The organism is Streptomyces sp. NRRL S-244 (assembly GCF_000717915.1).
Lineage (GTDB): Bacteria > Actinomycetota > Actinomycetes > Streptomycetales > Streptomycetaceae > Streptomyces.
Window position 1 is genome coordinate 63,030 of sequence record NZ_JOCX01000017.1, and the last position, 25,611, is coordinate 88,640.

Here is a 25,611-nt window from a genome sequence, read left to right on the forward strand (position 1 = left end):
CCGTCACAGCTTCTTGACGCTCTTCACACCCTTGATTCCCTTGACGCCCTTTATCCGGCCGGCCTTGTTGGCGCGGCCGCGCGCGAGCCCCCGACGCAGGCCGCCGCGCTGGCTGCCGATGCGCAGGCCGGTGCCGCCGGCGAGCCAGCCGGAGGACACGTCGGCGGCCTTGGCCGGGCCGCCGTTCGCCTCGACGGCCATCGGGTCGTTCTCGGCCCGCCGGGCCAGCGCCATGATGAACGGCACGGTGAACGGGGCGAGCAGCAGGTCGTAGAGGGTCGCGGTGAACAGCAGCCCGGTGAGCCCGACGTGGCGGGCGGCCGTGTCGCCCACGAGGGCGCCCACCCCGGCGTAGAGCAGCGTGGAGCCGATCGCGGCGCCGACGACGGTCATCATCGGGCCCCAGGCGGAGCGGAACCGCCCGGAGTCGGGGCGGGCCAGCCCGGCGGCGTACCCGATGACGCAGAGCACGAGCGCGTACCGCCCGGCGGCGTGGTCGGCGGGCGGGGCCAGGTCGGCGAGGAGTCCGGCGGCGAAGCCGATGAGGGCGCCGCTGAGGTGCCCGTACACGAGGGCGAGGGCGACGACGGTGAGCAGGACCAGGTCGGGTACGGCGCCGGGCAGTTGCAGCCGGCCCAGGACGGAGACCTGGACGACGAGGGCGACCACGATGAGCGTGGCCGAGAGCAGGATCCGGTTGAAGCGCATGACGGTCAGCTCCTACTCGTCGGCCGGCTTGCCGGACACTGCGGCGGACGGGGACGGGGTGACCGTGACCGTGACCGTCGGGGTGGGCTTCACCTCGGGCTTGGGGGGCAGTACGGCGTCGCGCGGGTCCTCGCGCGGCGGCATGACGACGACGCCGACGATGTCCAGGCGCGAGAAGCCGACGAACGGGCGGACCCAGATGGTGCGGGTCAGGTCGCCGCGCGAGGGGTCGACCTTGACGACCTCGCCGATCGGGACTCCGGGCACGAACGGCTTGTTGCCGCGGGAGCCGAAGGTGACGAGCCGGTCGCCGGGGCTGACCTTGGCCTTGCCGTTGAGCATCTGGACGGACAGGGCGCGGTCGCCCTGGCCCGTGGCGAAGCCGAGCTCGCCGGTCTTCTCCAGGCGGGTGCCGACGGTGAAGTCGGGGTCGTTGGCGAGGACGACCGTGGCGGTGTCGGGGCCCACGGTGGCGACCCGGCCGACGAGTCCTTCCCCGTTGAGCACGGTCATGTCCCGCTCGATGCCGTCCTTGCTGCCCGCGTCGATGGTGACGGTCCAGGAGAAGCCCTGGGCCGCTCCTATGGCGATGACCTCGGCGCCCTTGATGCCGTACTGCCCGGCGCCGGCCCGCTTGAGCATCTCGTCGAGCTCGTGGATCCGGCTGCGGGTCTGGTCGTCGCTGCCCAGCTTCGCCTTCAGGGCGGCGTTCTCGCGCTCCAGCGTGGCGATGCGGTTGTGGCGTTCGCCGGAGTCCCGTACGGCCCCCATGGCGTTGGCGACGGGGTCGACCGCGGTCGCGACGCTCTTCTCGACCGGGCCGAAGACCGCTGCGGCGGCCTGCCGGGCGCCGTCGACCGGAGACTCCTCGCCTGCCCTGATGTCCACCGTGATCAATGCGAACGCGATGGCGATCAGGAGCACCAGGAGCAGCCGGCTTTCTCGTGTGTCCCTCACGTGCGGCGGCCGTGCCTTCCTCGTCGGAAACTTCTTCGTCTGTATATCAACGATCCGCCGCACGGGCGCGGCAGCACCCGTACGGCGGATCCTTGTGTTCCGCATGACCCCCGGAGGGGGGTCTTTATCAGCGCCGGGGCTGGGCGTCCAGAACCTGCTGGAGCGCTTCGAACTCCTCCACGCACTTGCCGGAGCCGAGGGCGACGGAGTCGAGCGGGTCCTCGGCGATGTGGATCGGCATGCCCGTCTCGCGGCGCAGCCGCTCGTCGAGGCCGCGCAGCAGGGCGCCGCCGCCGGTCAGCACGATGCCGCGGTCCATGATGTCGCCGGAGAGCTCGGGCGGGCACTTGTCTAGGGTCGTCTTGACCGCGTCGACAATGGCGTTGACCGGCTCCTCGATGGCCTTGCGGACCTCGGCGGCGGAGATCACGACCGTCTTCGGGAGGCCGGAGACCAGGTCCCGGCCGCGGATCTCGGTGTGCTCGTCCTTGTCGAGGTCGTATGCCGACCCGATGGTGATCTTGATCTGCTCGGCGGTGCGCTCGCCGAGGAGGAGCGAGTACTCCTTCTTGATGTGCTGGATGATCGCGTTGTCGAGCTCGTCGCCGGCCACCCGGATGGACTGCGCCGTGACGATTCCGCCGAGGGAGATGACGGCGACCTCGGTGGTGCCGCCGCCGATGTCCACGACCATGTTGCCGGTGGCCTCGTGGACGGGCAGGCCCGAGCCGATGGCGGCGGCCATGGGCTCCTCGATGATGTGCACCTGGCGGGCGCCGGCCTGCGTGGACGCCTCGATGACGGCGCGGCGCTCCACTCCGGTGATGCCGGAGGGGACGCAGACCACGACGCGCGGACGGGCCAGGTAGCGGCGCTTGTGGATCTTGAGGATGAAGTACCGGAGCATACGCTCGGTGATCTCGAAGTCGGCGATCACGCCGTCCTTGAGGGGCCGTACGGCGACGATGTTGCCGGGCGTCCGGCCGATCATCTTCTTCGCCTCGGAGCCGACCGCCAGAATGCCGCCGGTGTTCGTGTTGATGGCGACCACGGACGGCTCGTTCAGGACGATCCCCCGGCCCCTCACGTACACCAGCGTGTTGGCGGTCCCGAGGTCGATCGCCATGTCACGGCCGATGAACGACATGTTGTTCCCCTTGTTCCCCATGAGGAGCGTCTGGCCTTCCAGTTGATAGCGGCTGCTGTCAGGTCGGCGAGGTGGGTGTGTGGGTGGAGGCCCCATCGTAATGCCGCAAGTACGAACACCGCGCGACGGGACTCCGGCAATCCCGCCGGAACGGAAACCCGCCCCCTAGTGGTGACGACGTGTCCTGCACATGCGTTCCCGCTCTCGCCCGGCAATACCGAAGGGCGACCGAAATTACTTCGGTCGCCCCAGGTCATGAGCGCTATTCGGCTGATGTTGCGTCAGGAAGGACTCATCAGAGGGAGGGGAAGAACAGCTTCAGCTCGCGCTCGGCGGACTCCTCGGAGTCCGAGGCGTGGATCAGGTTCTCCCGGGTGATGGTACCGAAATCCCCCCGGATGGAGCCGGGCGCGGCGGCGATCGGGTCAGTGGGTCCGGCCAACTGGCGGACACCCTCGATCACGCGTTCCCCTTCCACCACGAGGACCACGACCGGGCCGCTCGCCATGAAGCCCATGAGGGGCTCGTAGAAGGGCTTGCCCTTGTGCTCACCGTAGTGGGCCTCCAGGGTCTCCTGGTCCAGCGTGCGCAGCTCCAGTGCGGGAACGGTCCAGCCGGCCTTCCGCTCGATGCGGCCGATGATCTCGCCGATCAGGCCTCGACGGACGGCGTCGGGCTTGAGGATGACGAGCGTGCGCTGGGTCATGTTGCGGCTCCTTGCGGCATACGGGTGCGGTCCGACGAGGCTACAGGGAGTCAGCGGGGCCCCTGCGCGGAGCCCCGTGCCCCCGGCGGCCGGGGGCCGCGGCCGGGACCGGCCTCAGGCCCGGGCCTCGCTCTGGGCCTCGCTCTGGGCCTCGCTCTGGGCCGCCCAGCGGGCCTTGGCCGCGTCGATCTTGGCGCCGTAGTGCACCGAGCACCACCACAGCCCCGCGAACACCGCGCCGAGGAAGAACATCATCGGGACGACGAACCCGCTCAGGATCAGCCCGATCTGCAGCGCCCAGCCGATCTGGACCGCGCCCGGACGTGACAGCATCCCGCACAGCAGCACCGACAGCAGCATGGCGATCCCGCAGACCGTCCACACCGTGGCCTGGGTCAGCTCCGGGTTCTTCATGGCCACCAGCCCCGCGAAACCGATCACGAAGAACTCGCCGATCAGCGTCGAAGCACACAGCGTGCGCATCCCTCAGCCCCTCTTCAGCAGCAGGCGGGCCTCGCCCACCGTGATCACGGAACCGGTCACCAGGACCCCGGCCCCTCCGTATTCGGCCTCTTCCTCCGCGAGGGTGATCGCCGCCTCCAGGGCGTCGTCCAGCCGCGGCTCCACCTGTACCCGGTCCGGCCCGAAGACCTCGACCGCCACGGCCGCCAGCGCGTCCGCGGTCATCGCCCGGTGGCTGGAGTTCTCCGTGACGACGATCTCCGCGAAGATCGGCTCGAAGGCCTCCAGGACCCCCTTGACGTCCTTGCCCTCGCTCGCGGCCATGACCCCGATCAGCCGGCTGAACCCGAAGGCCTCGGTCACCGCCTCCGCCGTGACCTGCGCGCCCGCCGGGTTGTGCGCCGCGTCCAGGACCACCGTCGGGCTGCGCCGTACGACCTCCATCCGGCCCGGCGAGGTCACCGAGGCGAAGGCCCTGCGTACGGTCTCCAGGTCCAGCTCCCGCGACTGCTCCGCGCCGACCCCGAAGAAGGCCTCGACCGCCGCCAGCGCCACCGCCGCGTTGTGCGCCATGTGCGCCCCGTACAGCGGCAGGAAGATGCCGTCGTACTCGCCGCCCACGCCGCGCAGCGTCAGCATCTGCCCGCCGACCGCCACCTCGCGCGACACGATGCCGAACTCCATGCCCTCGCGGGCCACCGTCGCGTCGACCTCGACGGCCTTCTTCAGCAGCACCTGCGCCGCGTCCACCGGCTGCTGCGCCAGGATCACGGTGGCGTCCTGCTTGATGACGCCGCCCTTCTCCTGGGCGATGTCGCCGGGGGTCGCGCCGAGCCGGTCCGTGTGGTCCAGGCTGATCGGGGTGACCACCGCGACCGCGCCGTCGATCACGTTGGTCGCGTCCCAGGTGCCGCCCATGCCGACCTCGACGACGGCCACGTCGACCGGGGCGTCCGCGAAGGCCGCGTACGCCATGCCGGTGAGCACCTCGAAGAAGGACAGCCGGAACTCCTCCGCGGCGTCGACCATCTCCACGTACGGCTTGATGTCGTAGTACGTCTCGATGAAGCGCTCTGCGCTGATCGGGGCCCCGTCGAGGCTGATCCGCTCGGTGACCGACTGCACGTGCGGGCTGGTGTAGCGGCCGGTGCGCAGCTCGAAGGCGTTCAGCAGGGCCTCGATCATGCGGGCGGTGCTGGTCTTGCCGTTGGTGCCGGTCACGTGGATGGAGGGGTACGCGTGCTGCGGTTCGCCCAGGACGTCCATCAGCGCGGCGATCCGCGTGACGGACGGCTCCAGCTTGGTCTCGCCCCAGCGGGTGGAGAGCTCCTGCTCCACCTCCTGGAGCGCCCGCGCCACCTCCGGGTCGAGGGGCTGTGACGGTACCGGGTCTCCCTGGGGCGGTCCGGCCTGGGCGCGCAGGGTGCGGCTGCCGGCCTCGATCACCGCCAGGTCGGGGTCGCGGTCGGACTCTTCGGCCACGATCCGTTCGAAGACCTCCGTGGTCTCGTCGCGGTCGTCGGGTCCGTTGCTCTCGGGCTGCTGCTCACTCACGGGCCCAGTCTACGGACGGGGGGCCCGGGGACTTTCGACCCGGCCGTTTCGGGACGTTCGGCGGCCGCTGCGACCGGATCGTTATGCAAGCCTTGCGGGCAGGAGATAGGGGAACAAATGCCGCAGGCCAGCACCAACAAGTCCGCTTCCAGCCGCGACATAGGGATCGACCTGGGGACCGCGAACACCCTGGTCTACGCCCGGGGGCACGGCATCGTCCTCAATGAGCCGTCCGTGGTCGCCGTGAAGGCGGGCACCACCACGGCCCTGGCCGTGGGGACCGAGGCCAAGGAGACCATCGGCCGCACCCCCGGCTCCATCACCGCGATCCGCCCCCTGAAGGACGGGGTCATCTGCGACTACGAGGCCGCCGAGGAGATGATCCGGCACTTCGTCCGCAAGGCCGTGCCGGGGCGGCGGCCGCGCACCCGGATGGTGATCTGCGTGCCCTCCGGGGTGACCCCCGTCGAGCGGCGGGCCATCGTCCACGCCTCGACGCGGGCGGGGGCCAAGGCGGTCCACCTGATCGAGGAGCCGATGGCGGCGGCGATCGGCGCGGGCCTGCCGGTGGCCGAGCCGCGCGGTTCGATGGTGGTGGACATCGGCGGCGGCACCACCGAGGTCGCCGTCATCTCGCTCGGCGGGATCGTCACCTCCCAGTCGCTGCGGGTCGGCGGGGACCGGCTGGACGGCGCGATCATGGACTACGTGCGCAAGGAGCACGGCCTGCTCATCGGGGAGCGCACCGCCGAGGACGTCAAGGTCGGCATCGGTTCGGCCTGGCCGGTGCCGGACCGGCCGGAGCTGGAGACGCGGACCTTCACGGTGCGCGGCCGGGAGCGGGTCGGCGGCATGCCGAAGACGCTCTCGCTGGGGGCGACGGACGTACGGGCCGCCCTCGACGAGCCGGTCGAGGCGATCATCGCCGCGGTGCGCACCACCCTGGAGGAGTGCCCGCCCGAGCTGTCGGGCGACGTGATGGAGCACGGCATCGTGCTGACCGGCGGCGGGGCCCTGCTGCCGGGGCTGGACCTGCGGATGGCCTCCGCGACGGGCATCCCGGTCTTCGTCGCCGACGCCCCGCTGGACTGCGTGGCGCTGGGCTCGGGCAGATGCGTGGAGGACCTGGACACGCTGAACAGCCTGCTGGTCCCGGCGAAGGCCTGAGGCCTGAGGCCCCGAGACCTGAGGCCCCGAGGCCTGAAGCCCGAGGCCTGACGGCGGCTACCCCCGCGGGAGGGTGGCCACGACCGTGTACGAGTCCTCCGTGCGCGTCGCCGTCAGGGATCCGCCCAGGCTGCGCACGCGCTCGGACATGCTCGCCGTGCCCGAGCCCGCCGAGACGGGGGCCCTCACCGGCGTCCGGACGGGCAGGCCGTTGCGGACCGCGATCCGCAGCTGCGGGCCGTCCGCCTCGATGGACACGTCGATGGTCTCGCCGCAGGCGTGCTTGGCCGCGTTGGTCAGGCATTCCTGCACCACCCGGTAGACCGCGGCCTGACGCAGCGGCGACAGCCCGTGCACCTGCGGATCCAGGGCCAGCCGTACGGGCGAACCGGCCCGTCCGCTCTCCTCCGCGAGGGCCGGCAGCCCGTCCACCCCCGGGGTCGAGGCCCGCTCCCCGCGCTGCACGATGATCTCGTTGAGCACCAGGTGGGCCCGGCGCGCGGTGTCGGCGAGCTCCTCGAAGTCCTTCGCGTACGCCGTCTCGCGCGCCCGCGTCGACAGCACCTCGGAGCGCACCGTCAGCAGGGTCAGCTCGCGGCCGACGAAGTCGTGGACGTCGCGGGCGACCGAGGTGCGCTCCTGCTGGACGGCCTGGAGCAGGGCCGACTCGGCGCGCCCGGCGGCCAGCTCGCGCACCAGGTCGTGCCGGTAGGCGGCGATGCCGACGGCCGAGGCGAGCACCCCGATCGGCACGACGAGGCTGAGGAACGCACTGAGCGTCTGGGCGTGCGGTTCGGGCCAGCCGGGCACGCTGAAGACGATCAGCGCGAAGACGATGTACCCGAGGGTGGCCAGGACGGCGGGCCGCCGACCCCGGTAGCGGCCGACCGAGTAGAGCGCGAACTGGATCAGCGTCAGCTCGTGCAGCCAGCCGATGAAGACCAGCGCGATGAGGTACGAGACCCAGGGCGCCCGGCGCCGCACCACCAGGCCGGAGCACCCGGCGGCGAGTACGACGGCGGCCATCGGCCCGCTGAGCGAGTTGTCCGCGGCGGCCAGACCGGGCAGGTCCAGCGCCATCAGCGCCAGGCAGCTGAGTGCGGTGAGCACGTCAAGCGCCCGGGGTGACCCGGCCCAGCTCGCGGCGAGCCGTCGGCCGGTGGCCGCGGCCCGGTGGAGCGCCGAGGCGACGGGCGGGACGTACATGCCTTCCATCATCCGTGCTCGGCGAGGGGTATCGGATCAGCCAACCCGGCCGAAAACGTGATGTGCGACACTCCGGACAACTCGGGACACAACCCATCAGGGCGTTGGATCAGTGCCCGGGCCCGCGTAGTCCGAGCCGAAGCACGACCGGATCTCGCGCTCGGTGTCCGGGCGCCCCGCGAAGTTGAGCCGGGACTCCTCCTCCTTGGGGGCGGCCTTGGGATCGGAGTCGAAGTACACCGACCACCAGTAGACGCCGGCCATCTTCCGCTCCCGGACGACCTGGCAGACCGCCTTGTACCAGTTGGCCTGCACCGCGGGGTTCACCTTGCGCTTCGTGTAGAAGTCGCCGGGTGCGTGGAAGGCGCCGTCCATGGCGCTGATGCCCGCCTCGGCGAACACGATCCGCGGCAGCGGGCCCTTGGCCTTCTTGTCCAGCCAGGTGTTCCAGCCGTCGACGAGCTGGTCGACCGGTGCGTCGTCGGCGACCTTGACGGGGAAGTACGCGTCGACGCCGAGCCGCTTGACGGGCACGTCGATGTGGCCGCCCACATAGTTGTCCCAGTTGGCGTCGTAGGACACCTCGCCCTTGAACCGCTTCCCGGCCGCCGCCATCAGGCCCTTCCAGCCCGGGTGGCCCTCCATCGAGTTCAGCTCCGTGCCGATCACGAAGGTCGCCGCCTGCTGCCGCTGGGCCGCGTCGAGGTACGGGCCGAGCAGGGCCTCGTACGAATCGAACCAGGCCTCCTTGTCGGTCGGCTTGATGTTGCCGCGCCAGCCCTCCGGCGGGACGAGCGAGGCCTCGTCCAGGGTCGGGCGGACGGTGGTGCGCAGTCCCGCTTCGTGGAAGACGCGCAGGACCGTGTCGAAGTGCTCGGGCGTCGGGGTGCTGCGGCCGGCCTCGAGCTTCGTCGAAGTGCGGCCCTCCGTGTAGAAGGGGAACGAGACCGCGACGGCGTTGGCCTTCAGTCCGACGAGGTAGTCGGCCTGCTCCCGCGCCTTCTTCTCGACGTACGCGTCACTGTGCTCCTTCTTGTCCTCCCAGAAGATCTGGACTCCCCATTCGGGCATGCCGGCCTTCCAGGGCTTGTCCACCTTCAGCGCGGGCGCGGCGGGCCTGGCCGGCTCGGCCGCGCCGCCTTCCCCGCCGGCGAGGACGGTGTCACCGCCGCCCTTGGCGGGGGTGGAGTCGTGCAGGACCAGGATCGGCCTGGCGGAGCCCGACCTCCAGCGCAGCGGGTGGTCGCCGAGTACGAACGGCAGGCCGAGGACCAGGGAGGTCACGGTCACCGGGAGGATCGCGAGCAGAGGGACCTTGGAACGCTTGGTCTTTCCGGCCCGGTCCTTCCGGTTCTTATCGCTCTTGTCGTTCTTGTCGTTCTTGTCGTTCTTGTCGTGGTTGTTGCGGCTGTCGTTCTTCTCGTTCTTCACGAGGGGCTCTCGGTTTCTCATGCGGGCTTGGCGATGACGACGAACTTGTTCTCCTCGCGCTTGATGAACTTGATCAGCCCGCGCAGGCCGCCGAGTCCTTCCAGCACGGAGAACAGCGGGATGAGGCCGAGCACGGCGAACGGCTCCCACCAGCGGCGCTTGCCGTTCGCCGAGACCAGGGCGTTGAGCCGCAGCCCCTCCCAGTACGTCCAGATGACGTACGCGAAGCTGAGCGACCACATGATCACGACGGACTGGGTCACGGGCGAGGTGTTGAAGTCGCCGATGAACCAGGCCACGAGGAGCACGGTCGCGACGTGCTGGAGCGGGCCGAGGACCCAGCTGACCATGCACAGCATCAGGAACCAGCGGTACCGGAACGGCACCGTGCGGTTGAAGCAAAGGGCCACCAGCCCCCACGCCCAGCGCTCGCGCTGCTTGATGAAGTCCCTGGTGGTGGCCGGGGAGGCGCCGTAGCAGCGGCCGTTGAACCAGTCGCTGCGGCCGGGGTACTTGCGGCAGAACGTCAGCGCCAGCTGGGCGTCCTCGACGATGGCCTTCGGGCCGAAGTCCCAGCCGATCGTCGCCTCGATGGAGGCGCGGAGCAGCAGCAGTTCACCGTGCACGCCTGCGACGGGGGTGCCGAGACCGGTGAAGGCCCGGAACCGGGCTATGTCGTCGGCGGGGCGGACCGCGTCGGCGAGCCAGGTGAAGCGGTTCACCGCGTTCTCGCGCGGGTACGCGAGGATCCCCTGCGCCATGTGCTTGCCCTCGTCGCCCTCGCGCCGCTGGCGGTTGACGAACTGGGCCATGGACGCGGCGGTGTCGGGGCCGACCCCGGTGTCGTCGTCCATGTGCAGCACCCAGACGTCGTCGAGGGCCTCGCCCTCGTCGATCCGCAGTTCGTGCGCGTAGTGGTTGGCGCGGGCCTTGAACCGCGTCCCGTTCGCGGTCTCGTACGCCTTCGGCACGGTGACCACCCGGATCAGGGAGTTCATCGCGGCCAGGTCGTCGATCCGCTCGGCCGCCTCGCAGCCCTCCTCCGTCAGCACGTCGACCCGCATGAGCGGGAAGTACGGGGGAAGGTGCTCCACGTAGCTGAGGACCGAGCGCTCCAGGGCCGGGTACGTGTCGTGGCGTCCGATGGTCGGCACGAGCACGATGAGGAAGTCCTCCTCCACCGGCGCCGGCGGAACCATCTCGTGTGCCTTGCGCAGCCGGCGGCGGATCAGCAGGACGCCCTGGAAGCCCACCATGACACCGATGGCGGGCAGCGACCAGATGACCGACAGCGTCCAGCCCAGCGGCGTCGGATTCGGCTCGAACACCCACAGGCCGAAGCTGACGAGGACCAGGAAGGGCAGCAGGAAGGCCAGCACGCTGGGCTTCCAGTCGGCATGGCGCTGCACCATTTTCGCATCGCGACGGGATGTCGTCACGACCTCTTGTACGGGGGCCAGGGTCATGGGAAGGGTCCTTCGGGATTCCTACTGCTGTTGAGGCGGCGACTGTTGGGGCTGCTGGGGCTGCTGGGGCCAGGCGGGCTGACCGCCGTACGGGCCGGGCCCGTAGCCGGGTTGCTGCGGCTGCTGGGGCTGTTGCGGCTGCTGGGGCTGTTGCGGCAGGGGCTGCGGCTGGGCGTAGCCCGTCTGCGGCACCTGGGACTGGGGCCCGGGCTGCGCCGGGTAGGACGGCGGCCCGAACCCGTGGGACGGCTGCGGCGGTTGAGGCGCCGGCGAGAACGGCTGCGGTTGCGGCTGCTGCTGTGCCTGCTGCGCGGCCGCACGCTGGGCCTGCTCGTGCGCCTGCCGGGCCTCGTGCGCCTGCTGGGTCCAGGGGTTCACCGGCGGCTGCCAGGGCTCGTACGCCGCGAAGTCCCGCAGCAGCAGCACGATGAGGGCGCCGGTCACCAGGACTCCGACGGCGAAGGTCGCCAGCTTCAACCCGCCCTGGAGGGTGGAGGTGAAGTAGTCGGTCTGCTTCTCGTCGAACAGCGCGCCCGTCAGGCTGCGCATCCGGTTGTAGCCCTCGATGGCGGCGCCGCCGATGATGATGCCCCGGCCGAGGGTGTTGCCGCGGAGCACGAGAAGGCCGCCCGCCACGTAGACGACGCCCCAGTTGAGGTTGAACGTCTCGGCGGCTCCGGAGCCGTCGCCTATGCCGTAGTAGACGATGCCTTGCAGGAAGTCGACGACGCCGACCTGCCAGAAACAGTTGTACAGGGCCCAGAGGAGCAGGACCCCGGCCCATCCCATCGCCACGAAGGCGGCCACGCGGTGGGCACGTGGCGTCAGCGCGCTCAACTTCACTCCTCTTCGAAAGTTCCGTCGTGCAAGGCGAGCCATTGCACGCCCGCGGGGCCGGATTCACGGCCGCCGGTGATCGTCTTGGGGTCGTTGTAGGTCTGCTGCACGTCCGCCGGGGAGTTCTTCGCGGTGAGCCCGTCGCCCCACACGGTCCACAGCACCCACGGCGCCTGGTCGAGGGTCGTGCGCTGCGCCGCGCCCAGCGGCACGTGGAAGGACTCCGCGAGGATCCGCGGCTTGCCGTAGTCCTTGAGGCCGCGGTGCCATGTCGACGTCCAGGCACCGTTGTCGAAGGGCTGGTCCGGGGTTCCGCTGTAGTCGTCGACCCCGACGACGTCCACGTACTCGTCGCCGGGGTAGAAGTCCCACGGATCGCTGCCGTGGACGCCGTCCCAGGCCGTGGGGGCCCAGACGAAGATCAGGTTGTGCAGTCCGCGGGAGCCCACCAGGTAGTGGTAGAGCAACTCCCAGAGGGCCGTGTACTGCTGGGGCTTCAGCCCCGCCCACCAGAAGCTCTGCTCCCCGCCGAGCGAGTTCATCTCGTGGTACGGGCGCAGCAGTACGGGGACGTCGTACGCGGCCAGATAGCCGAGGTGGTCCGCGAGGAAGGACAGGTCGAGCAGGAGCGCGGCGTGCTCGGGGGTGCCGGGGGTGAGTACCCGGTCGATCCAGCCGGGGTCCTTCGCGGAGGGCGCGTTGCGGCGCAGCGTCTGGTCGTAGCTCTTGACGGGGCTGCCCGGCCACGGCTGGTGGAACGACATGCCGACCAGGCCTGCGGGCGCTCCCCCGTTGGTCGGCAGCACGGTCTTGGTGCCGTTCCAGAGGCGTTCCGTGCCGGTCGGGTTGTACGAGCCGTCGTCTTTGCGGGGCAGCCCGTGCCACACGCCCATGGCGAGGTCGACGACGTCGTTGGTGTAGGTCCAGAACTCGCGGCGGGCGGGCCAGGCGGCGCGCGAGTAGTCCCGCGCCTCGCCCACGCCCCAGTTCTCCTGCTGGTAGCCCGGGCCCAGGTCCAGTTCGAGGAAGGCCGGCAGCTTCCCGGTGATGTCCTGGGGCTTGCGGTAGTAGTAGCCGGGAGGTTTGGGGCCGCTGTGGTCGCCGTACTCCGGGTTGTACCGCTCGTTGTGCACCTCGGCGTGCTGGCCCATGAGGGTGCCGCGGCGGTGGCCGGCGCGGGCGTCCGCCTCCAGCCCGGCCAGTAACCGGTAGACGGACCTGGCCGACTTGGAGGCCTTGGGATCCCGTGACACCAGGTCCTTCTGGAGGCCGGTGGCGGGCGCGCGCGAGGTGCTGAAGGCCGCCACTCCGGCGAGGGCGCCGCCCGTGGCCACGGTGGCGGCCGCTCCCAGGAGGAGATTGCGGCGCTTCAGGTCGCGGCCTAACAGCTCGCGACCTGGCACGTCACGACCCAACACTCCGAGACCCCCCTCGGTCGACAGCAGGCCGACAATGGCCCCTGCCGGTTGCACGCAACCCTTGGGGCCGGTGTCACCCTACGCGTCGGCCCCCGGGCTATGCGCCCGGGGGCCGATGGTTCACCGTATGTACGCGTGGTTCACCGTTTGTACGTGTTACGCGGCGGGCAGCGTGTCCAGTTGGGCCTGGATCCGGGCGATGTCGGCCTCCGCCTTGGCCAGCCGGCCCTTGATCTTGTCCACGACGTTGTCGGGGGCCTTGGCCAGGAAGGCCTCGTTCCCGAGCTTCGCCTCGGCCTGCTGCTTCTCCTTCTCCGCGGCCGCGAGGTCCTTGGAGAGGCGCTTGCGCTCGGCGGCCACGTCGATCGTGCCCGACAGGTCGAGCGCGACCGTGGCGCCGGCGACCGGCAGGGTGGCGGTGGCGGTGAAGCCCTCGCCCTCCGGCTGGAGGCGGAGCAGCTGGCGGACGGCCGCCTCGTGCGCGGCGAGCGCCGTACCGGTCAGGTCCAGGCGGGCCGGGACCTTCTGGCCGTCCTGGAGGCCCTGCTCCTTGCGGAACCGGCGGACCTCGGTGACGACGGCCTGGACGCTCTCGATCTCCGCCTCGGCGGCCTCGTCGCGGAAGCCGCTGTCCTTGGGCCACTCGGCGATGACCAGCGATTCACGCCCGGTCAGCGTGGTCCACAGCGTCTCGGTGACGAACGGGACCACCGGGTGCAGCAGGCGCAGCATGACGTCGATGACCTCGCCCAGCACCCGGCCGGAGACCTTGGCCTGCTCGCCGCCCGCGAAGAACGTCGTCTTCGACAGCTCGACGTACCAGTCGAAGACCTCGTCCCACGCGAAGTGGTAGAGCGCCTCGCTGAGCTTCGAGAACTGGAAGTCCTCGTAGTACGCGTCGACCTGGGCGACCGTCTTGTTCAGCCGGGACAGGATCCAGCGGTCCGTCGCGGACAGCTGCTCGAGCGGGGGCAGGTCGCCCTCGATCGTGGCGCCGTTCATCAGCGCGAAGCGCGTGGCGTTCCAGATCTTGTTGGCGAACTTGCTGGAGGCCTGGACCCAGTCCTCGCCGATCGGCACGTCGGTGCCCGGGTTGGCGCCCTTGGCCAGGGTGAAGCGGACGGCGTCGGAGCCGTACTTGTCCATCCAGTCCAGCGGGTCGACGACGTTGCCGAAGGACTTCGACATCTTCTTGCCGCGCTCGTCGCGGACCAGGCCGGTCAGCGCGATCGTCTTGAACGGCGCCTCCCCGTCCATGGCGTACAGGCCGAACATCATCATCCGGGCGACCCAGAAGAAGATGATGTCGTGGCCGGTGACCAGGACGTCGGTGGAGTAGAACTTCGCCAGGTCCGGGGTCTTCTCCGGCCAGCCGAGCGTGGAGAACGGCCACAGGCCGGAGGAGAACCAGGTGTCGAGGACGTCGGTGTCCTGGTGCCAGCCCTCGCCGGTGGGCGCCTCGTCGTCCGGGCCGACGCAGACGATCTCGCCGTCCGGGCCGTACCAGACCGGGATCCGGTGGCCCCACCACAGCTGGCGCGAGATGCACCAGTCGTTGAGGTTGTCGACCCAGTCGAAGTAGCGCTTCTCCATCTCCTTCGGGTGGATCGTGACCCGGTCGTCGCGGACCGCGTCGCCGGCGGCCTTGGCCAGCGTCTCGACCTTGACCCACCACTGCAGCGACAGGCGCGGCTCGACGGTGGTGGAGCAGCGGGAGCAGTGCCCGACGGAGTGCAGGTACGGGCGCTTCTCGGCGACGATCCGGCCCTGCTCGCGCAGCGCGCCGACGACCGCGGACCGGGCCTCGAAGCGGTCCAGGCCGAGGAAGGGGCCGTGGACGGTGATGACGCCGTGCTCGTCCATGATCGTCATGTTGGGCAGGCCGTGGCGCTGCCCGATGGCGAAGTCGTTCGGGTCGTGGGCGGGCGTCACCTTGACGCAGCCGGTGCCGAACTCGGGGTCGACGTGCGTGTCCGCGACCACCGGGATGGAGCGGTCGGTGAGCGGCAGCTTGATGAGCTTGCCGACGAGGTGCTTGTAGCGCTCGTCGTCCGGGTGGACGGCGATGGCCGTGTCACCGAGCATCGTCTCGGCGCGCGTGGTCGCGACGACGAGGGTGTCCTCGCCCTCGCCGTACTTGATCGAGACGAGCTCGCCCGCGTCCTCCTGGTACTCCACCTCGATGTCGGAGATGGCCGTGAGGCAGCGCGGGCACCAGTTGATGATGCGCTCGGCGCGGTAGATCAGCTCGTCGTCGTAGAGCTTCTTGAAGATCGTCTGGACGGCCTTGGAGAGGCCCTCGTCCATGGTGAACCGCTCACGGGACCAGTCGACGCCGTCGCCGAGGCGGCGCATCTGGCCGAGGATCTTGCCGCCGTACTCTTCCTTCCACTGCCAGACGCGCTCGACGAACTCCTCGCGGCCCAGGTCGTGGCGGGACTTGCCCTCCTCGGCGAGCTGCTGCTCGACCTTGTTCTGGGTGGCGATGCCGGCGTGGTCCATGCCGGGCAGCCACAGCGACTCGTAGCCCTGCATCCGCTTGCGGCGGGTCAGGGCGTCCATGAGCGTGTGCTGGAAGGCGTGCCCCAGGTGCAGGGAGCCGGTGACGTTCGGCGGCGGGATGACGATGGTGTACGCGGGCTTCTCGCTCGCGGGATCCGCCGTGAAGTACCCACGCTCTACCCAGCGCTCGTAGAGCTTCCCCTCTACCTCGGCCGGAGCGTACGCGGTCGGCAGTTCGGAGTTGGGGCTGCTGGGTGTCTGCGTGTTCTCGGTCACGAGACACAGTTTAGAGCCGTAACAGTCCAGTCATGAAACCGGTAATCAGGGGGCCCGGCGCCGTGCGCGACTCCGGCTTCCGCCAGGATGTCTGAAACGCATAAAGGATTCCTGAAGGGGGACGCGGGCATGAGTTACAACCAGCCGGGACCGTACGGGGCCCAGCCGCCGCAGCAGCCGGGACCGTACGGGGGCCCGCAGCCGGGACCGTACGGCCAGCCCGCCCCGCAGCCCGGCTACGGCTACCCGCAGCAGCCCCCGCCGCCGGGCATCCCCCCGCAGGGCTACCCCCAGCAGCCCCAGCAGCCCCAGCCGGCCTACGGCTACCCGCAGCAGCCGCCGTACGGCATGCAGCCGCAGCAGCCGAAGAAGTCGAAGGCGGGCGTGGTGATCGCCGTGGTCGTCGCGGTGGCGGCCATCGCGGGCGCCGGCTGGTACTTCACAAAGGGCGGCGGCGCCTCCGGCTCGGTCTCGTCCGCCACGAAGGGCTACAAGCTGGTCGCCCCGGAGACGGTGGACGACTTCAAGAAGAACCCGAACTACAAGGAGAAGCCCCTCAGCGACAAGGACCGCCAGGAACTGGAGGCCATCGGCATCAAGAACCCCACCAGGGTCGCCATGGACTACAGCTCCGGCGATCCGGCCAACCCGCTGACGACCAAGGGCCTCAGCTTCCAGGGCCTGTACGGCGAACTCGCGGATCCGGAGAAGTCGGTGGACGCGTACTTCGCCACCGCCAAGCTCAACGCCGGCAAGGACAAGTCCGCGACGGTCGAGATGATCGGCAGCCCGAAGGCGATGTCCCCCTCCGGGTTCAGCGGCGCCGTGATGAAGTGCCAGGAAATGAAGATCACGTCGACGAGCACCACGGCGTCGAAGGGCCCGAAGGAACTGACCCTTCCGATCTGCATCTGGGGCGACTACAGCACCCTGACCATGGTCAGCGCCTCCGACGCCGCCTCCATCCTGGCGGGCAAGCCGGGCTACACCCTGGAGCAGACCGGCGACCTGACGGCGAAGCTCTACAACACCGCCCGCGTCAAGAAGTAGCGGCCGGTCCACCTCATGCGGAAGGGGTGCCCCCTCGGGGGCACCCCTTCCGCATGAGCGCTGTTCAGGCGGCCGTCAGGCCGACTTCTCCTGCGGGCCCTGGTCCTTCGGGACGATGCGGGGGACCAGCGTCGGGTTCACGTTCGAGCGGACGACGTCCGAGGTGATGACCACGCGGGCCACGTCCTTGCGGGACGGGACCTCGTACATCACCGACATCAGGACCTCTTCCATGATGGCGCGCAGTCCTCGCGCGCCCGTCTGGCGCAGGATCGCCTGGTCCGCGATGGCCTCCAGCGCCTCGCGCTCGAAGTCCAGCTCCACCCCGTCGAGTTCGAACAGCCGCTGGTACTGCTTCACCAGCGCGTTCCGCGGCTCCACCAGGATCTGCAGCAGCGCCTCGCGGTCCAGGTTGTGCACCGAGGTGATGACGGGCAGACGGCCGATGAACTCCGGGATCATCCCGAACTTCACCAGGTCCTCCGGCATGACCTCCTGGAACTGGTCGCTCGCCTCGATCTCGCGCTTCGAGCGGATCGTCGCCCCGAAGCCGATGCCCTTGGCCCCGGCCCGCGACTCGATGATCTTCTCCAGGCCCGCGAAGGCACCGCCCACGATGAACAGCACGTTCGTCGTGTCGATCTGGATGAACTCCTGGTGCGGGTGCTTGCGGCCGCCCTGCGGCGGGACCGACGCCGTCGTGCCCTCCAGGATCTTCAGCAGGGCCTGCTGCACGCCCTCGCCGCTCACGTCGCGCGTGATCGACGGGTTCTCGCTCTTGCGGGCGACCTTGTCGATCTCGTCGATGTAGATGATCCCGGTCTCGGCCTTCTTGACGTCGTAGTCGGCCGCCTGGATCAGCTTGAGCAGGATGTTCTCGACGTCCTCGCCCACGTACCCGGCCTCCGTCAGCGCCGTCGCGTCGGCGATGGCGAACGGGACGTTGAGCATGCGCGCGAGCGTCTGGGCCAGCAGCGTCTTGCCGGAGCCCGTCGGGCCCAGCAGCAGGATGTTGGACTTCGCGAGCTCGATCGCGTCGTCCCGGCCCTGCGCGCCGCCGTTCTCGCCGGCCTGGACGCGCTTGTAGTGGTTGTACACCGCCACCGAGAGGGCCTTCTTCGCCGGCTCCTGGCCGACGACGTAGCTCTCCAGGAACTCGTAGATCTCACGAGGCTTGGGGAGTTCCTCCCACCGGACCTCGGAGGTCTCCGCGAGCTCCTCCTCGATGATCTCGTTGCAGAGGTCGATGCACTCGTCGCAGATGTACACACCGGGTCCTGCGATGAGCTTCTTCACCTGCTTCTGGCTCTTTCCGCAGAACGAGCACTTGAGCAGGTCGCCGCCGTCACCGATGCGTGCCACGAGGTGCTTCCCCTTCGCCTGGGAGACGCTTGGTTCAGCGCTCCTGGTGCCTCATATCCGACGGTACCTTGCCGGGGGCCCCGTACGGGGCCCCCTTGACGTGGTTCACATCGCCGAATGTGACGACGTGCCCACGCCAACTGGCGGCAAGGATCAGTGGGAGTTCTTGCGGGTCGAGACGATCTGGTCGATCAGGCCGTACGCGAGCGCGTCCTCGGCCGTCAGGATCTTGTCGCGCTCGATGTCCTCGCGGATCTTCTCGATCGGCGTGGTCGAGTGCTTGGCCAGCATGGTCTCCAGCTGGTCGCGCATGCGCAGGATCTCCCTGGCCGCGATCTCCAGGTCGGAGAGCTGCTCGCGGCCGGTGCCGCCGGACGGCTGGTGGATCAGCACGCGGGCGTTCGGCAGCGCCATGCGCTTGCCGGGGGTGCCGGCGGCCAGCAGGACGGCGGCGGCGGAGGCCGCCTGGCCCATGCAGACCGTCTGGATGTCCGGCTTCACGAACTGCATCGTGTCGTAAATGGCCGTCAGCGCGGTGAAGGAGCCACCGGGGCTGTTGATGTAGATCGAGATGTCGCGGTCCGGGTCCATCGACTCCAGGCACAGCAGCTGCGCCATGACGTCGTTGGCGGAGGCGTCGTCGATCTGCACGCCGAGGAAGATCACGCGCTCCTCGAAGAGCTTCGCGTACGGGTCGTACTCGCGCACGCCCTGCGAGGTGCGCTCGACGAAGCGCGGGACGACGTAGCGGTTGTCCACCGGCGCGCCGGTGTGGAGGCCGCTCGCGGGAGAGAGGTTGTTCATGTGCATCTGGGTGTTCACCATCCTGGTGGCGTTCTGCGGGCTGGGGCTTACCGGGTGCGGGCGGGCGTACGGGACCTCGTACGAGGTCCCGCGCGCCGGGGCCGGGATCAGGCCCCGGTGCCGCCGCCGCCCGGGACCAGCGACGCGGCGGAGATGATCTCGTCGATGAGGCCGTACTGCTTGGCCTCCTCCGCGGTGAACCAGCGGTCGCGGTCGCCGTCGCGGATGATCGCCTCCACGGTCTGGCCGGAGTGGTGCGCGGTGATCTCGGCCATGCGCTGCTTCGTGCGCAGCAGGTACTCGGCCTGGATCTTGATGTCCGAGGCGGTGCCGCCGATGCCGGCGGAACCCTGGTGCATCAGGATGTCGGTGTTCGGGAGCGCGAAGCGCTTGCCCGTGGCGCCGCCGGTGAGCAGGAACTGGCCCATGGAGGCCGCCATGCCCATGCCGATGGTGATGACGTCGTTCGGGATGTACTGCATGGTGTCGTAGACCGCCATGCCCGCCGTCACCGAGCCGCCCGGGCTGTTGATGTACAGGTAGATGTCCTTCTCCGGCTCCGCGGCCAGGAGGAGGAGCTGCGCCGTGATCTTGTTCGCGATTTCGTCGTCGACCTGCTGGCCGAGGAAGATGATGCGCTCGCCGAGCAGCCGGTTGTAGACATGGTCGCCGAGGCCGCCACCGATGGACGGCTCACCCGCGGCGTAAGGCTTCAGATTCGTCACGTATCCACCTGCTCGTCTCCGACGGCCACTTGCCGTCTCAGCGTCTCGTTCTGGGGCGCGGACCGGTGGGGGCGGCGGTGGCCGCCGGCCTCCGGGTACTCCCGTGCCCTCGTATTCATGGACCCTAACGCGCAGGTAGGACAACGCCATCCCGCTTCCCGAACTGTTCGCTCGGAGCGCAAGGTCCGCGGGTGCTCGGGGACCTGCTCCGGGACGTTCTCCAGACGTGCGGAAAGGCCCGCACACGGCTGTGTACGGGCCTTTCCCGGTGCTGCTCAGCGGGTGCCGCGCAGGGCGGCACCCAGGGTGTTACTTGGCCTCGTCGGCGTCACCCTCGACAGCGGCCTCGACGGTCTCGGCGGCCGTCTCGGTCTCGTCCTCGTCGTCGGAGAGGTCCACGACCTCACCGTTGGTGTCGACGACCTTGGCGGCCTCGACGACGACCGCGAGGGCCTTGCCGCGGGCGACCTCGCCGACGAGCATCGGCACCTGGCCACCCTCGACGACGGCCTGGGCGAACTGGTCGGGGGACATGCCGGAGGAGGCCGCACGGCGCATGAGGTGCTCGGTGAGCTCCTCCTGGTCGACGCCCAGCTTCTCCTTGTTGACCAGCGCGTCCAGGACGAACTGGGTCTTGATGCCCTTGATCGCCTGGTCCTTGGTCTCGGCGTCGAACTCCTCGACCGTCTTGCCCTGGAACTCCAGGTACTTCTCGATGGTCAGGCCCATCTGGCCGAGCTGGTGGTGCTCCAGGTTGTGCTTGCGGGTGTTGACCTCGTCCTCGAGCAGCTTCTCGGGGATCGGCACCTCGACGAGCTCCAGCAGCTTCTCCAGGACGCGCTCCTGGGCCTGCGTGGCCTGGTCGTACTGCTTCATGTTCTCGAGGCGCTTGCGGCTGTCCGCCTTGAGGTCCTCGAGGGTGTCGAACTCGCTCGCCATCTGCGCGAACTCGTCGTCCAGCTCCGGGAGCTCCTTGGCGGAGACCTTGGTGACCTTGACGGTGACCTCGGCGTCCTTGCCCTCGGCGGAGCCGCCCTTCAGCTGGGAGGTGAAGGTGGCCTCGCCACCGGCCTCCAGGCCCTTGACGGCCTCGTCGATGCCGTCGAGGAGCTCGCCCGAGCCGATGGTGTACGAGACGTCGGAGGCGACGCCGTCGGGCAGCACCTCGCCGTCGACCTTGGCCTCCAGGTCGATGGTGACGACGTCACCCTCGGCGGCGGCGCGCTCGACGTCCTTCGTGGACGCGAAGCGGCCGCGCAGCTGCTCGACCGACTTCTCGATGTCCTCGTCGGAGACCTCGACCGCGTCGACCTCGACCTCGATGCCGGAGTAGTCCGGGATCTCGATCTCGGGGCGGACGTCGACCTCGGCGGTGAAGGCCAGCAGCTCGCCGTCCTTCAGCTCCGTGATGTCGACCTCGGGCTGGCCCAGCGGGTTCAGGTCGGCCTCGTTGACCGCCTCGGTGTAGAACTTCGGGAGGGCGTCGTTGACGGCCTCCTCCAGCACCGCACCGCGACCGAAGCGCTGGTCGATGACCCGGGCGGGGATCTTGCCCTTGCGGAAGCCCTTCACCGTGACCTGCTGGTTGATCTTCTTGTACGCCGCGTCGAGGCTGTCCTTGAGCTCCTCGAAGGGCACCTCAACAGTGAGCCGAACCCGAGTCGGGTTCAGGGTCTCCACGGCGCTCTTCACGGTTCGGTCTCCTTGTGGCTGACTGCTGGGGGTTCTGCGTCCACGCTGCGATTCAGCGGTTCGGCGGATTCGGCCCGGTACATCAGACACACGGGCACGCAGCTTGCATAGTAACCGCAAGCGGCAATCAGCCCACAACGCGATCTTGAGATGGCGATGGTGGTGGTCGGGGTGGCCGGATTCGAACCGACGACCTTCCGCTCCCAAAGCGGACGCGCTACCAAGCTGCGCCACACCCCGTCGGTGCGACACGTAGGGTACATGGCCGGGGACCCTCTGATGCGCGGGGTTTTGAGCGGAGGTTTCCGGACGCCGCACGGCGGCCCGCCAATGGGGTGTGCACTCCCCCGGCCCGACCCGCTAGGATGCTGTCCGTGCCGCGGTCCCCGGACCTGCGGCGCACGTGTTGCGGGCGTAGCTCAATGGTAGAGCCCTAGTCTTCCAAACTAGCTACGCGGGTTCGATTCCCGTCGCCCGCTCTGAAGCACGAAGGGCCAGGTCAGAGGAAGTTTCCTCCGCCTGGCCCTTAGTCGTCCCCGGGCCCCGATCAACTCGGCGTGCCCCCTGCGCGCCCTCTCTCTCCCACGCGCCCCGCACGATCTTCCTCAGCACCTCGGCCGCTGCCGGCGCACTGACGGACCGGGGCGGCACGGGCGGCGCTGTTCCCCATCCGGGTCATCAACTCGAGAACGGTCCTACCGCCCCAGCCTCGAGCCATGCACCGGTCAGAACGATGCCTCCGGCGGGGGCGCTCAGGCTCCGGGATGACAGGGCCGGTCGAGCGGGTACAGGTTGGTTTGTGGTGGGGGTGGGGAGCTGTCATCGCTGGCTAGCGCCGGCGGATCAGTCCAGTTCAGCCCAAGGGCCCGTGGTCTCATCCTTCGGCATCCAGAGCAACGGTTGACGCAAGCGACAGTGCTCCTCCACTCCCTCGTCCCACGGGAATCGCCCGGCCTTGTCGGGCCAGAACAACTGCGTCATGGGCAGTGGCGGGGTCTGGTAGAAGTCGACGCCCGCACCGAAGAAGTCGTGATACCAGCTGGGATGCACGGGCCGGACGGCGACGTCGTAGCCGTTGAGAACGTCCCCGCGGCGCTGATCGGGCTCAAGCGGGATGCCGTCGCGTATGGCTGCCCCAGCGGCGTTCGCCACGCGCATCGCCGTCTGGGACGGGAGGCCGAAGACGCTTACCTCAGGACTGCGCAGTGTGTGCCAAAGACCGATGGAATAGCCCCAGTCTCCCGGGGCATCACCCCCAGCCACTCCCATGACGTGCCACCCATGGTCCGTGACACTCTCCGCGATGCGCCGATCGCGTTCATCCGAGGCGGGTCCGCCCCATTCAGTCGGGGCGCAGAGCAGACAGAAGCAAGGGGAATCGTCCATCCGGGGATGGTAAGCCTCTCGGTTCCGGGGGCTGTCTGGGTCTCTGGTCCGGTCGGTGAGCACCTCAGGGGTGGTACCGACGAAGGCGATCAGAAACAGGAGTCCGGCCGCGCAGGGGCGAGAAGCATCACGCAGAAGTGACAGCGGAGGGGAAGGTCCAGCTGTCCGACGGGCAGCTCTTTCGGTCTCCATCGCGAGCTGCAATTGCAGCCGTTGGACGAGGATCCTTCGACGGCTGGCACGCCTGGACGCTCGATGACGGCAGAACCCTGGATCAACTGCGCCGGCAGCCACTCGACGAAGCCGCCGAGGAAAGCGCGGAGGCGCCGGCCGAAAAAGAGAATGGGAACGAGCCCTTCACCCCCCGCCGAGCGGCACGAGCAGCTCAAGCGCACTCGTCAGCTGGCAGACGCCGGGAAGCCACTGAACCTTACCGTTCGCGAGTTTGTCGGATGGTGGGGCGCTCTGCGGCGCGGCCAGCCATTCCGTGGAGCAGCCGGGGCCGAGGCAGGCGAGCGCCGTGTACGAGATCCCCGTCAACCGTTGATCGGGCAGCAGGCGATCGTCGGTGGGCGGAAGCACTGATCTCGTCCTTTGCCCGACAGACGTGGCTCTCCGTCTGCTAGGAAGCAGCCATGGACGCGGCTCTGACGGGACTTGCAGGCACGACCGTAGGTGCGCTGGCGGGGTTCGCAGGCGCCTGGCTCGCCCAGCGTGGTCAGCTGCGCCAGCAGCGAGAGCAACGGGCGTACGCGGAACGCGTGCGTTGGCTGGACGACAAGAAGGGCCTGTACCGCGACCTCCTGATCGCGATGTACGGCTGGCATGACTCGCTGGTTTCGATCTGGCGCGACGAGGACGACGGCAGGCTCTCCGAGACGCGGGGAACTGCCTACAAGTGGGGCGTCGAGGCTTCCCTCATCGCGGCAGAGCCGGTCCAGGCTGCCGTTGAGGATCTGCGGGGCAGGTTCCTCGCAGCCCAGCCCTTGATCCTCAGCAGGACGCGTACGACGGAGCGGCCGCCTCTTGAAGCGGTGCAGGAAGGGCTTGCGCTACTGGAAAGCGCCCTAAGGGCAGAACTTGCCGACCCGCACCGTCCTGAGGTCCACAGACGCTCCAGGAGCCTCTGGAGCGTGCAACGTCGCCCATCCACGACGGGGACACGCGCAGTCGAGCGAGCGTAGGGGGGCCGACTTCCCGAACTGGCTCTCCCTCGCGGGCCCGACAATGCGGGTGGTTCGCGGCGCACAAGGCCCTCTGACCGAATGGCCGGCACTCCGCCGATCAGCCCTGGTGATGGCCGAGCTATCTGTCCGACACCTCGGCTCTTCGGCGGGTGACCCTGGCGCGGACCGATCGAGTCGTGTCCCCCGCGCGCCCGGCCGGATGGGACGAGGTGGGGAGCCGCGGGGAACTGCGCGAGTGTGCATGGGAACGTGCAGGTCAGCGGTACGGCTGGTCAGCGTGGGCGCTGGTGCGCGATCTTCCGAACCAGCTGCGCGGGTTCGATTCCCGTTGCCCGCTCTGAAGCACAAAGGGCCAGGTCGGAGGGGTTCTCCGGGCTGGCCCTTCGTTCGTCTTGGAGGCGTGGAGCTCAGTAGTGGACCGAGGCGCAGGTGACCGTGGTTTTGCCGTCGGCCGTCTTGACTGTGTACTTGGCTCCGGTCAGGCCGCCCAGGTCGAACCGCCCCGACTTGTTGATCGGGACCGAGCCCGAGGTGGAGCCGGAGTAGGTCACCGTCGTGTTGGCCGGGAAGCCCTCGCCCCACAGGTGGTACTTGCCGGCGGAGTCCACCTCGACGTTGCACTTCGCGGCCGCGGGGGCCGCGGCTACCGCGGGGCCCAGCGCCAGGGCGGGGGCTATCAGGAGTGTGAGTGCTGCAAGACGACGTGTTCGGTTCATCATTCAACCTGCCTTGGTTACTGACCCCGAAATGCCCCTTTTTATGCTATCGGCCGGTTTGTTGTACGGCATCTTGACGGCGGGCGCGGGAGGTTGTTGTACTCCCCGCATGTCGGGGGCGGGTGCGGCGCGGGAGTACGTCGAGACGCGGCTGGGGCAGTACCAGCAGTGGTACGACCGCAAGGCCATGCGGAGCAAGGCGGCCCATTTACGGATGCGGACCCTGGCCGTCGTCGGCGGGGCGCTCGTGCCCGTACTGGTCAACCTCGACGTGCCGTTCGCCCGGGTCACCGCCACCGTGCTCAGCCTGCTCGTGGTCGCTTCCGTGTCCCTCGAGAGCGTGTACCGGTACCGGGAGCAGTGGAAGAACTACCGGTCGACCGAGCAGTTGCTGGGGCACGAGCGGATCTACTTCGAGACCGGGGTCGGCCCGTACGCCGGGCTGGCCGAGGCCGATGCGCTCACGTTGCTCGTGTCGCGGGTGGAGAAGGCCATCGCCAACGAGAACTCGGCCACCCTCAACGTCATGACGCTGGGCGGCCAGGTGAACTCGGACCTGGAGTACCGGCGGGCTCCCGGCACTCCTTGAGCGGCTCCCGGCTAGAGCTTGATTCCCGCGATGGTGTCCGCGAGGGAGTTGAGGAAGCGGTTGACGTCCGGTGCGATGGAGCTGGACGCCAGGAAGAAGCCGAAGAGGACCGCGACGATCGCGGGGCCGGCCTTGATGTGGTTGCCGCGGATCAGCACCACCAGGATGACCGCCAACAGAACCACCACTGACAGCGAAATGGCCACTACTGATCACACCTTCGGTCGTCCCCTGGTCGGCCTGGGGCACACGGCCACGCGCAC

Annotated in this window: 24 protein-coding genes, 3 tRNA genes and 1 pseudogene; 7 read left to right on the top strand and 21 right to left on the bottom strand. The window is 69.2% G+C overall.

The features are described 5' to 3' along the window. Nucleotides 1–3: 3 nt before the first annotated feature. The 6 genes from mreD to folC all read right to left on the bottom strand — a co-directional run bounded on the left by mreD (nt 4) and on the right by folC (nt 5,534). Nucleotides 4–708 carry a rod shape-determining protein MreD gene (gene mreD, locus IF02_RS0121605; protein ID WP_030159360.1) on the bottom strand — a complete coding sequence of 235 codons (705 nt, stop codon included), beginning with the start codon at nt 706–708 and terminating at the stop codon, nt 4–6. A 12-nt stretch (nt 709–720) separates the two neighbouring features. Further along, nucleotides 721–1,665 carry a rod shape-determining protein MreC gene (gene mreC / locus IF02_RS0121610; protein ID WP_030159362.1) on the bottom strand — a complete coding sequence of 315 codons (945 nt, stop codon included), beginning with the start codon at nt 1,663–1,665 and terminating at the stop codon, nt 721–723. Nucleotides 1,666–1,792: 127 nt separating this feature from the next. Then, nucleotides 1,793–2,812, bottom strand: a complete 1,020-nt coding sequence (locus tag IF02_RS0121615) for a rod shape-determining protein (protein ID WP_008738981.1) — start codon at nt 2,810–2,812, stop codon at nt 1,793–1,795. A 295-nt stretch (nt 2,813–3,107) separates the two neighbouring features. Continuing rightward, the gene (ndk, locus tag IF02_RS0121620; protein ID WP_030159364.1) at nt 3,108–3,518 is read right to left on the bottom strand and encodes a nucleoside-diphosphate kinase; all 411 of its coding nucleotides are present in this window, start codon (nt 3,516–3,518) and stop codon (nt 3,108–3,110) included. Nucleotides 3,519–3,632: 114 nt separating this feature from the next. After that, nucleotides 3,633–4,001: a DUF4233 domain-containing protein gene (locus tag IF02_RS0121625; protein WP_030159365.1), complete on the bottom strand. Its 369-nt coding sequence runs from the start codon at nt 3,999–4,001 to the stop codon at nt 3,633–3,635. Between the two features lie 3 nt (nt 4,002–4,004). Continuing rightward, nucleotides 4,005–5,534, bottom strand: coding sequence for a bifunctional tetrahydrofolate synthase/dihydrofolate synthase (folC, locus tag IF02_RS0121630; protein ID WP_030159367.1), 1,530 nt, complete (start codon nt 5,532–5,534; stop codon nt 4,005–4,007). Between the two features lie 117 nt (nt 5,535–5,651). On the opposite strand from folC, the gene IF02_RS0121635 reads away from it, so the two are divergent. Beyond that, complete coding sequence (locus IF02_RS0121635) at nt 5,652–6,701, top strand: rod shape-determining protein (RefSeq protein ID WP_051696430.1); 1,050 nt, start codon at nt 5,652–5,654, stop codon at nt 6,699–6,701. A 57-nt stretch (nt 6,702–6,758) separates the two neighbouring features. Here the strand turns inward: IF02_RS0121635 and IF02_RS0121640 are convergent, their stop codons facing one another. The 6 genes from IF02_RS0121640 to IF02_RS0121665 form a co-directional block, all read right to left on the bottom strand. Next, a complete protein-coding gene (locus tag IF02_RS0121640; RefSeq protein ID WP_030159370.1) occupies nt 6,759–7,907 on the bottom strand; it encodes a sensor histidine kinase in 1,149 nt (382 codons plus the stop codon). A 96-nt stretch (nt 7,908–8,003) separates the two neighbouring features. Next, entirely contained in the window at nt 8,004–9,359 is a 1,356-nt protein-coding gene (locus tag IF02_RS0121645; protein ID WP_234318292.1) for a glycoside hydrolase family 113, read from the bottom strand. Continuing rightward, on the bottom strand, nt 9,356–10,750 hold the full coding sequence (locus tag IF02_RS0121650; protein WP_030159373.1) for a glycosyltransferase family 2 protein: 1,395 nt from the start codon (nt 10,748–10,750) through the stop codon (nt 9,356–9,358). Before IF02_RS0121650 ends, IF02_RS0121645 begins: the two co-directional genes overlap by 4 nt. Before the next feature lie 75 nt (nt 10,751–10,825). Further along, nucleotides 10,826–11,641, bottom strand: coding sequence for a hypothetical protein (locus IF02_RS0121655; RefSeq protein WP_030159374.1), 816 nt, complete (start codon nt 11,639–11,641; stop codon nt 10,826–10,828). Between the two features lie 2 nt (nt 11,642–11,643). Next, nucleotides 11,644–13,044, bottom strand: a complete 1,401-nt coding sequence (locus IF02_RS32590; RefSeq protein ID WP_158708530.1) for a glycoside hydrolase family 26 protein — start codon at nt 13,042–13,044, stop codon at nt 11,644–11,646. Between the two features lie 171 nt (nt 13,045–13,215). Then, nucleotides 13,216–15,837 (bottom strand): valine--tRNA ligase, encoded by a 2,622-nt coding sequence (locus IF02_RS0121665; protein WP_030159375.1) that lies wholly within the window; start codon nt 15,835–15,837, stop codon nt 13,216–13,218. A gap of 129 nt (nt 15,838–15,966) precedes the next feature. On the opposite strand from IF02_RS0121665, the gene IF02_RS0121670 reads away from it, so the two are divergent. Next, the gene (locus IF02_RS0121670) at nt 15,967–16,887 is read left to right on the top strand and encodes a hypothetical protein (protein WP_030159376.1); all 921 of its coding nucleotides are present in this window, start codon (nt 15,967–15,969) and stop codon (nt 16,885–16,887) included. Nucleotides 16,888–16,962: 75 nt separating this feature from the next. On the opposite strand, the gene clpX is transcribed toward IF02_RS0121670, so the two are convergent. The 5 genes from clpX to IF02_RS0121695 form a co-directional block, all read right to left on the bottom strand. Continuing rightward, on the bottom strand, nt 16,963–18,249 hold the full coding sequence (gene clpX / locus IF02_RS0121675; protein ID WP_030159377.1) for an ATP-dependent Clp protease ATP-binding subunit ClpX: 1,287 nt from the start codon (nt 18,247–18,249) through the stop codon (nt 16,963–16,965). 153 nt (nt 18,250–18,402) lie between these two features. Then, nucleotides 18,403–19,074 (bottom strand): ATP-dependent Clp protease proteolytic subunit, encoded by a 672-nt coding sequence (locus IF02_RS0121680; protein ID WP_030159378.1) that lies wholly within the window; start codon nt 19,072–19,074, stop codon nt 18,403–18,405. 86 nt (nt 19,075–19,160) lie between these two features. Next, nucleotides 19,161–19,778 (bottom strand): ATP-dependent Clp protease proteolytic subunit, encoded by a 618-nt coding sequence (locus IF02_RS0121685; RefSeq protein ID WP_030159379.1) that lies wholly within the window; start codon nt 19,776–19,778, stop codon nt 19,161–19,163. A gap of 309 nt (nt 19,779–20,087) precedes the next feature. Next, nucleotides 20,088–21,470 (bottom strand): trigger factor, encoded by a 1,383-nt coding sequence (gene tig / locus IF02_RS0121690; protein ID WP_030159380.1) that lies wholly within the window; start codon nt 21,468–21,470, stop codon nt 20,088–20,090. 163 nt (nt 21,471–21,633) lie between these two features. After that, nucleotides 21,634–21,710: transfer RNA gene (locus tag IF02_RS0121695), tRNA-Pro, on the bottom strand. A gap of 168 nt (nt 21,711–21,878) precedes the next feature. Between IF02_RS0121695 and IF02_RS0121700 the strand changes: the two genes are divergently transcribed. After that, a tRNA-Gly gene (locus IF02_RS0121700) sits at nt 21,879–21,949 on the top strand. A gap of 364 nt (nt 21,950–22,313) precedes the next feature. Here IF02_RS0121700 and IF02_RS33895 read toward each other — a convergent pair. Beyond that, nucleotides 22,314–22,856, bottom strand: a complete 543-nt coding sequence (locus IF02_RS33895) for a DUF4262 domain-containing protein (protein ID WP_158708531.1) — start codon at nt 22,854–22,856, stop codon at nt 22,314–22,316. A 137-nt stretch (nt 22,857–22,993) separates the two neighbouring features. Here IF02_RS33895 and IF02_RS36235 point away from each other — a divergent pair. Next, a pseudogene (locus tag IF02_RS36235) lies at nt 22,994–23,098 on the top strand (hypothetical protein); the annotation flags it as partial. A 115-nt stretch (nt 23,099–23,213) separates the two neighbouring features. Here IF02_RS36235 and IF02_RS35625 read toward each other — a convergent pair. Further along, a complete protein-coding gene (locus tag IF02_RS35625; protein WP_030159382.1) occupies nt 23,214–23,438 on the bottom strand; it encodes a hypothetical protein in 225 nt (74 codons plus the stop codon). A gap of 53 nt (nt 23,439–23,491) precedes the next feature. On the opposite strand from IF02_RS35625, the gene IF02_RS0121715 reads away from it, so the two are divergent. Together IF02_RS0121715 and IF02_RS34875 are read left to right on the top strand one after the other, a co-directional pair. Further along, nucleotides 23,492–24,040, top strand: a complete 549-nt coding sequence (locus IF02_RS0121715) for a hypothetical protein (RefSeq protein ID WP_030159383.1) — start codon at nt 23,492–23,494, stop codon at nt 24,038–24,040. 252 nt (nt 24,041–24,292) lie between these two features. Beyond that, nucleotides 24,293–24,378, top strand: a tRNA-OTHER gene (locus IF02_RS34875). 72 nt (nt 24,379–24,450) lie between these two features. On the opposite strand, the gene IF02_RS0121720 is transcribed toward IF02_RS34875, so the two are convergent. Further along, nucleotides 24,451–24,759 (bottom strand): hypothetical protein, encoded by a 309-nt coding sequence (locus tag IF02_RS0121720; protein ID WP_158708533.1) that lies wholly within the window; start codon nt 24,757–24,759, stop codon nt 24,451–24,453. Nucleotides 24,760–24,868: 109 nt separating this feature from the next. On the opposite strand from IF02_RS0121720, the gene IF02_RS0121725 reads away from it, so the two are divergent. After that, complete coding sequence (locus IF02_RS0121725; RefSeq protein WP_030159385.1) at nt 24,869–25,348, top strand: DUF4231 domain-containing protein; 480 nt, start codon at nt 24,869–24,871, stop codon at nt 25,346–25,348. An 11-nt stretch (nt 25,349–25,359) separates the two neighbouring features. Here IF02_RS0121725 and IF02_RS0121730 read toward each other — a convergent pair whose 3' ends face one another. Then, nucleotides 25,360–25,554, bottom strand: coding sequence for a hypothetical protein (locus tag IF02_RS0121730; RefSeq protein WP_030159386.1), 195 nt, complete (start codon nt 25,552–25,554; stop codon nt 25,360–25,362). Nucleotides 25,555–25,611 lie beyond the last annotated feature (57 nt).

Coding starts and splice junctions, on each gene's coding strand:
- IF02_RS0121640 (WP_030159370.1), bottom strand. CDS start 7,907: ATGTACGTCCCGCCCGTCGCCTCGGCGCTCCACCGGGCCGCGGCCACC.
- IF02_RS0121625 (WP_030159365.1), bottom strand. CDS start 4,001: ATGCGCACGCTGTGTGCTTCGACGCTGATCGGCGAGTTCTTCGTGATC.
- IF02_RS0121715 (WP_030159383.1), top strand. CDS start 23,492: ATGGACGCGGCTCTGACGGGACTTGCAGGCACGACCGTAGGTGCGCTG.
- IF02_RS0121615 (WP_008738981.1), bottom strand. CDS start 2,812: ATGTCGTTCATCGGCCGTGACATGGCGATCGACCTCGGGACCGCCAAC.
- ndk (WP_030159364.1), bottom strand. CDS start 3,518: ATGACCCAGCGCACGCTCGTCATCCTCAAGCCCGACGCCGTCCGTCGA.
- IF02_RS0121720 (WP_158708533.1), bottom strand. CDS start 24,759: ATGAACCGAACACGTCGTCTTGCAGCACTCACACTCCTGATAGCCCCC.
- IF02_RS0121650 (WP_030159373.1), bottom strand. CDS start 10,750: ATGGTGCAGCGCCATGCCGACTGGAAGCCCAGCGTGCTGGCCTTCCTG.
- IF02_RS0121635 (WP_051696430.1), top strand. CDS start 5,652: ATGCCGCAGGCCAGCACCAACAAGTCCGCTTCCAGCCGCGACATAGGG.
- IF02_RS0121680 (WP_030159378.1), bottom strand. CDS start 19,074: ATGGTGAACACCCAGATGCACATGAACAACCTCTCTCCCGCGAGCGGC.
- IF02_RS33895 (WP_158708531.1), bottom strand. CDS start 22,856: ATGGACGATTCCCCTTGCTTCTGTCTGCTCTGCGCCCCGACTGAATGG.
- IF02_RS0121670 (WP_030159376.1), top strand. CDS start 15,967: ATGAGTTACAACCAGCCGGGACCGTACGGGGCCCAGCCGCCGCAGCAG.
- mreD (WP_030159360.1), bottom strand. CDS start 708: ATGCGCTTCAACCGGATCCTGCTCTCGGCCACGCTCATCGTGGTCGCC.
- IF02_RS0121645 (WP_234318292.1), bottom strand. CDS start 9,359: ATGAGAAACCGAGAGCCCCTCGTGAAGAACGAGAAGAACGACAGCCGC.
- IF02_RS0121725 (WP_030159385.1), top strand. CDS start 24,869: ATGTCGGGGGCGGGTGCGGCGCGGGAGTACGTCGAGACGCGGCTGGGG.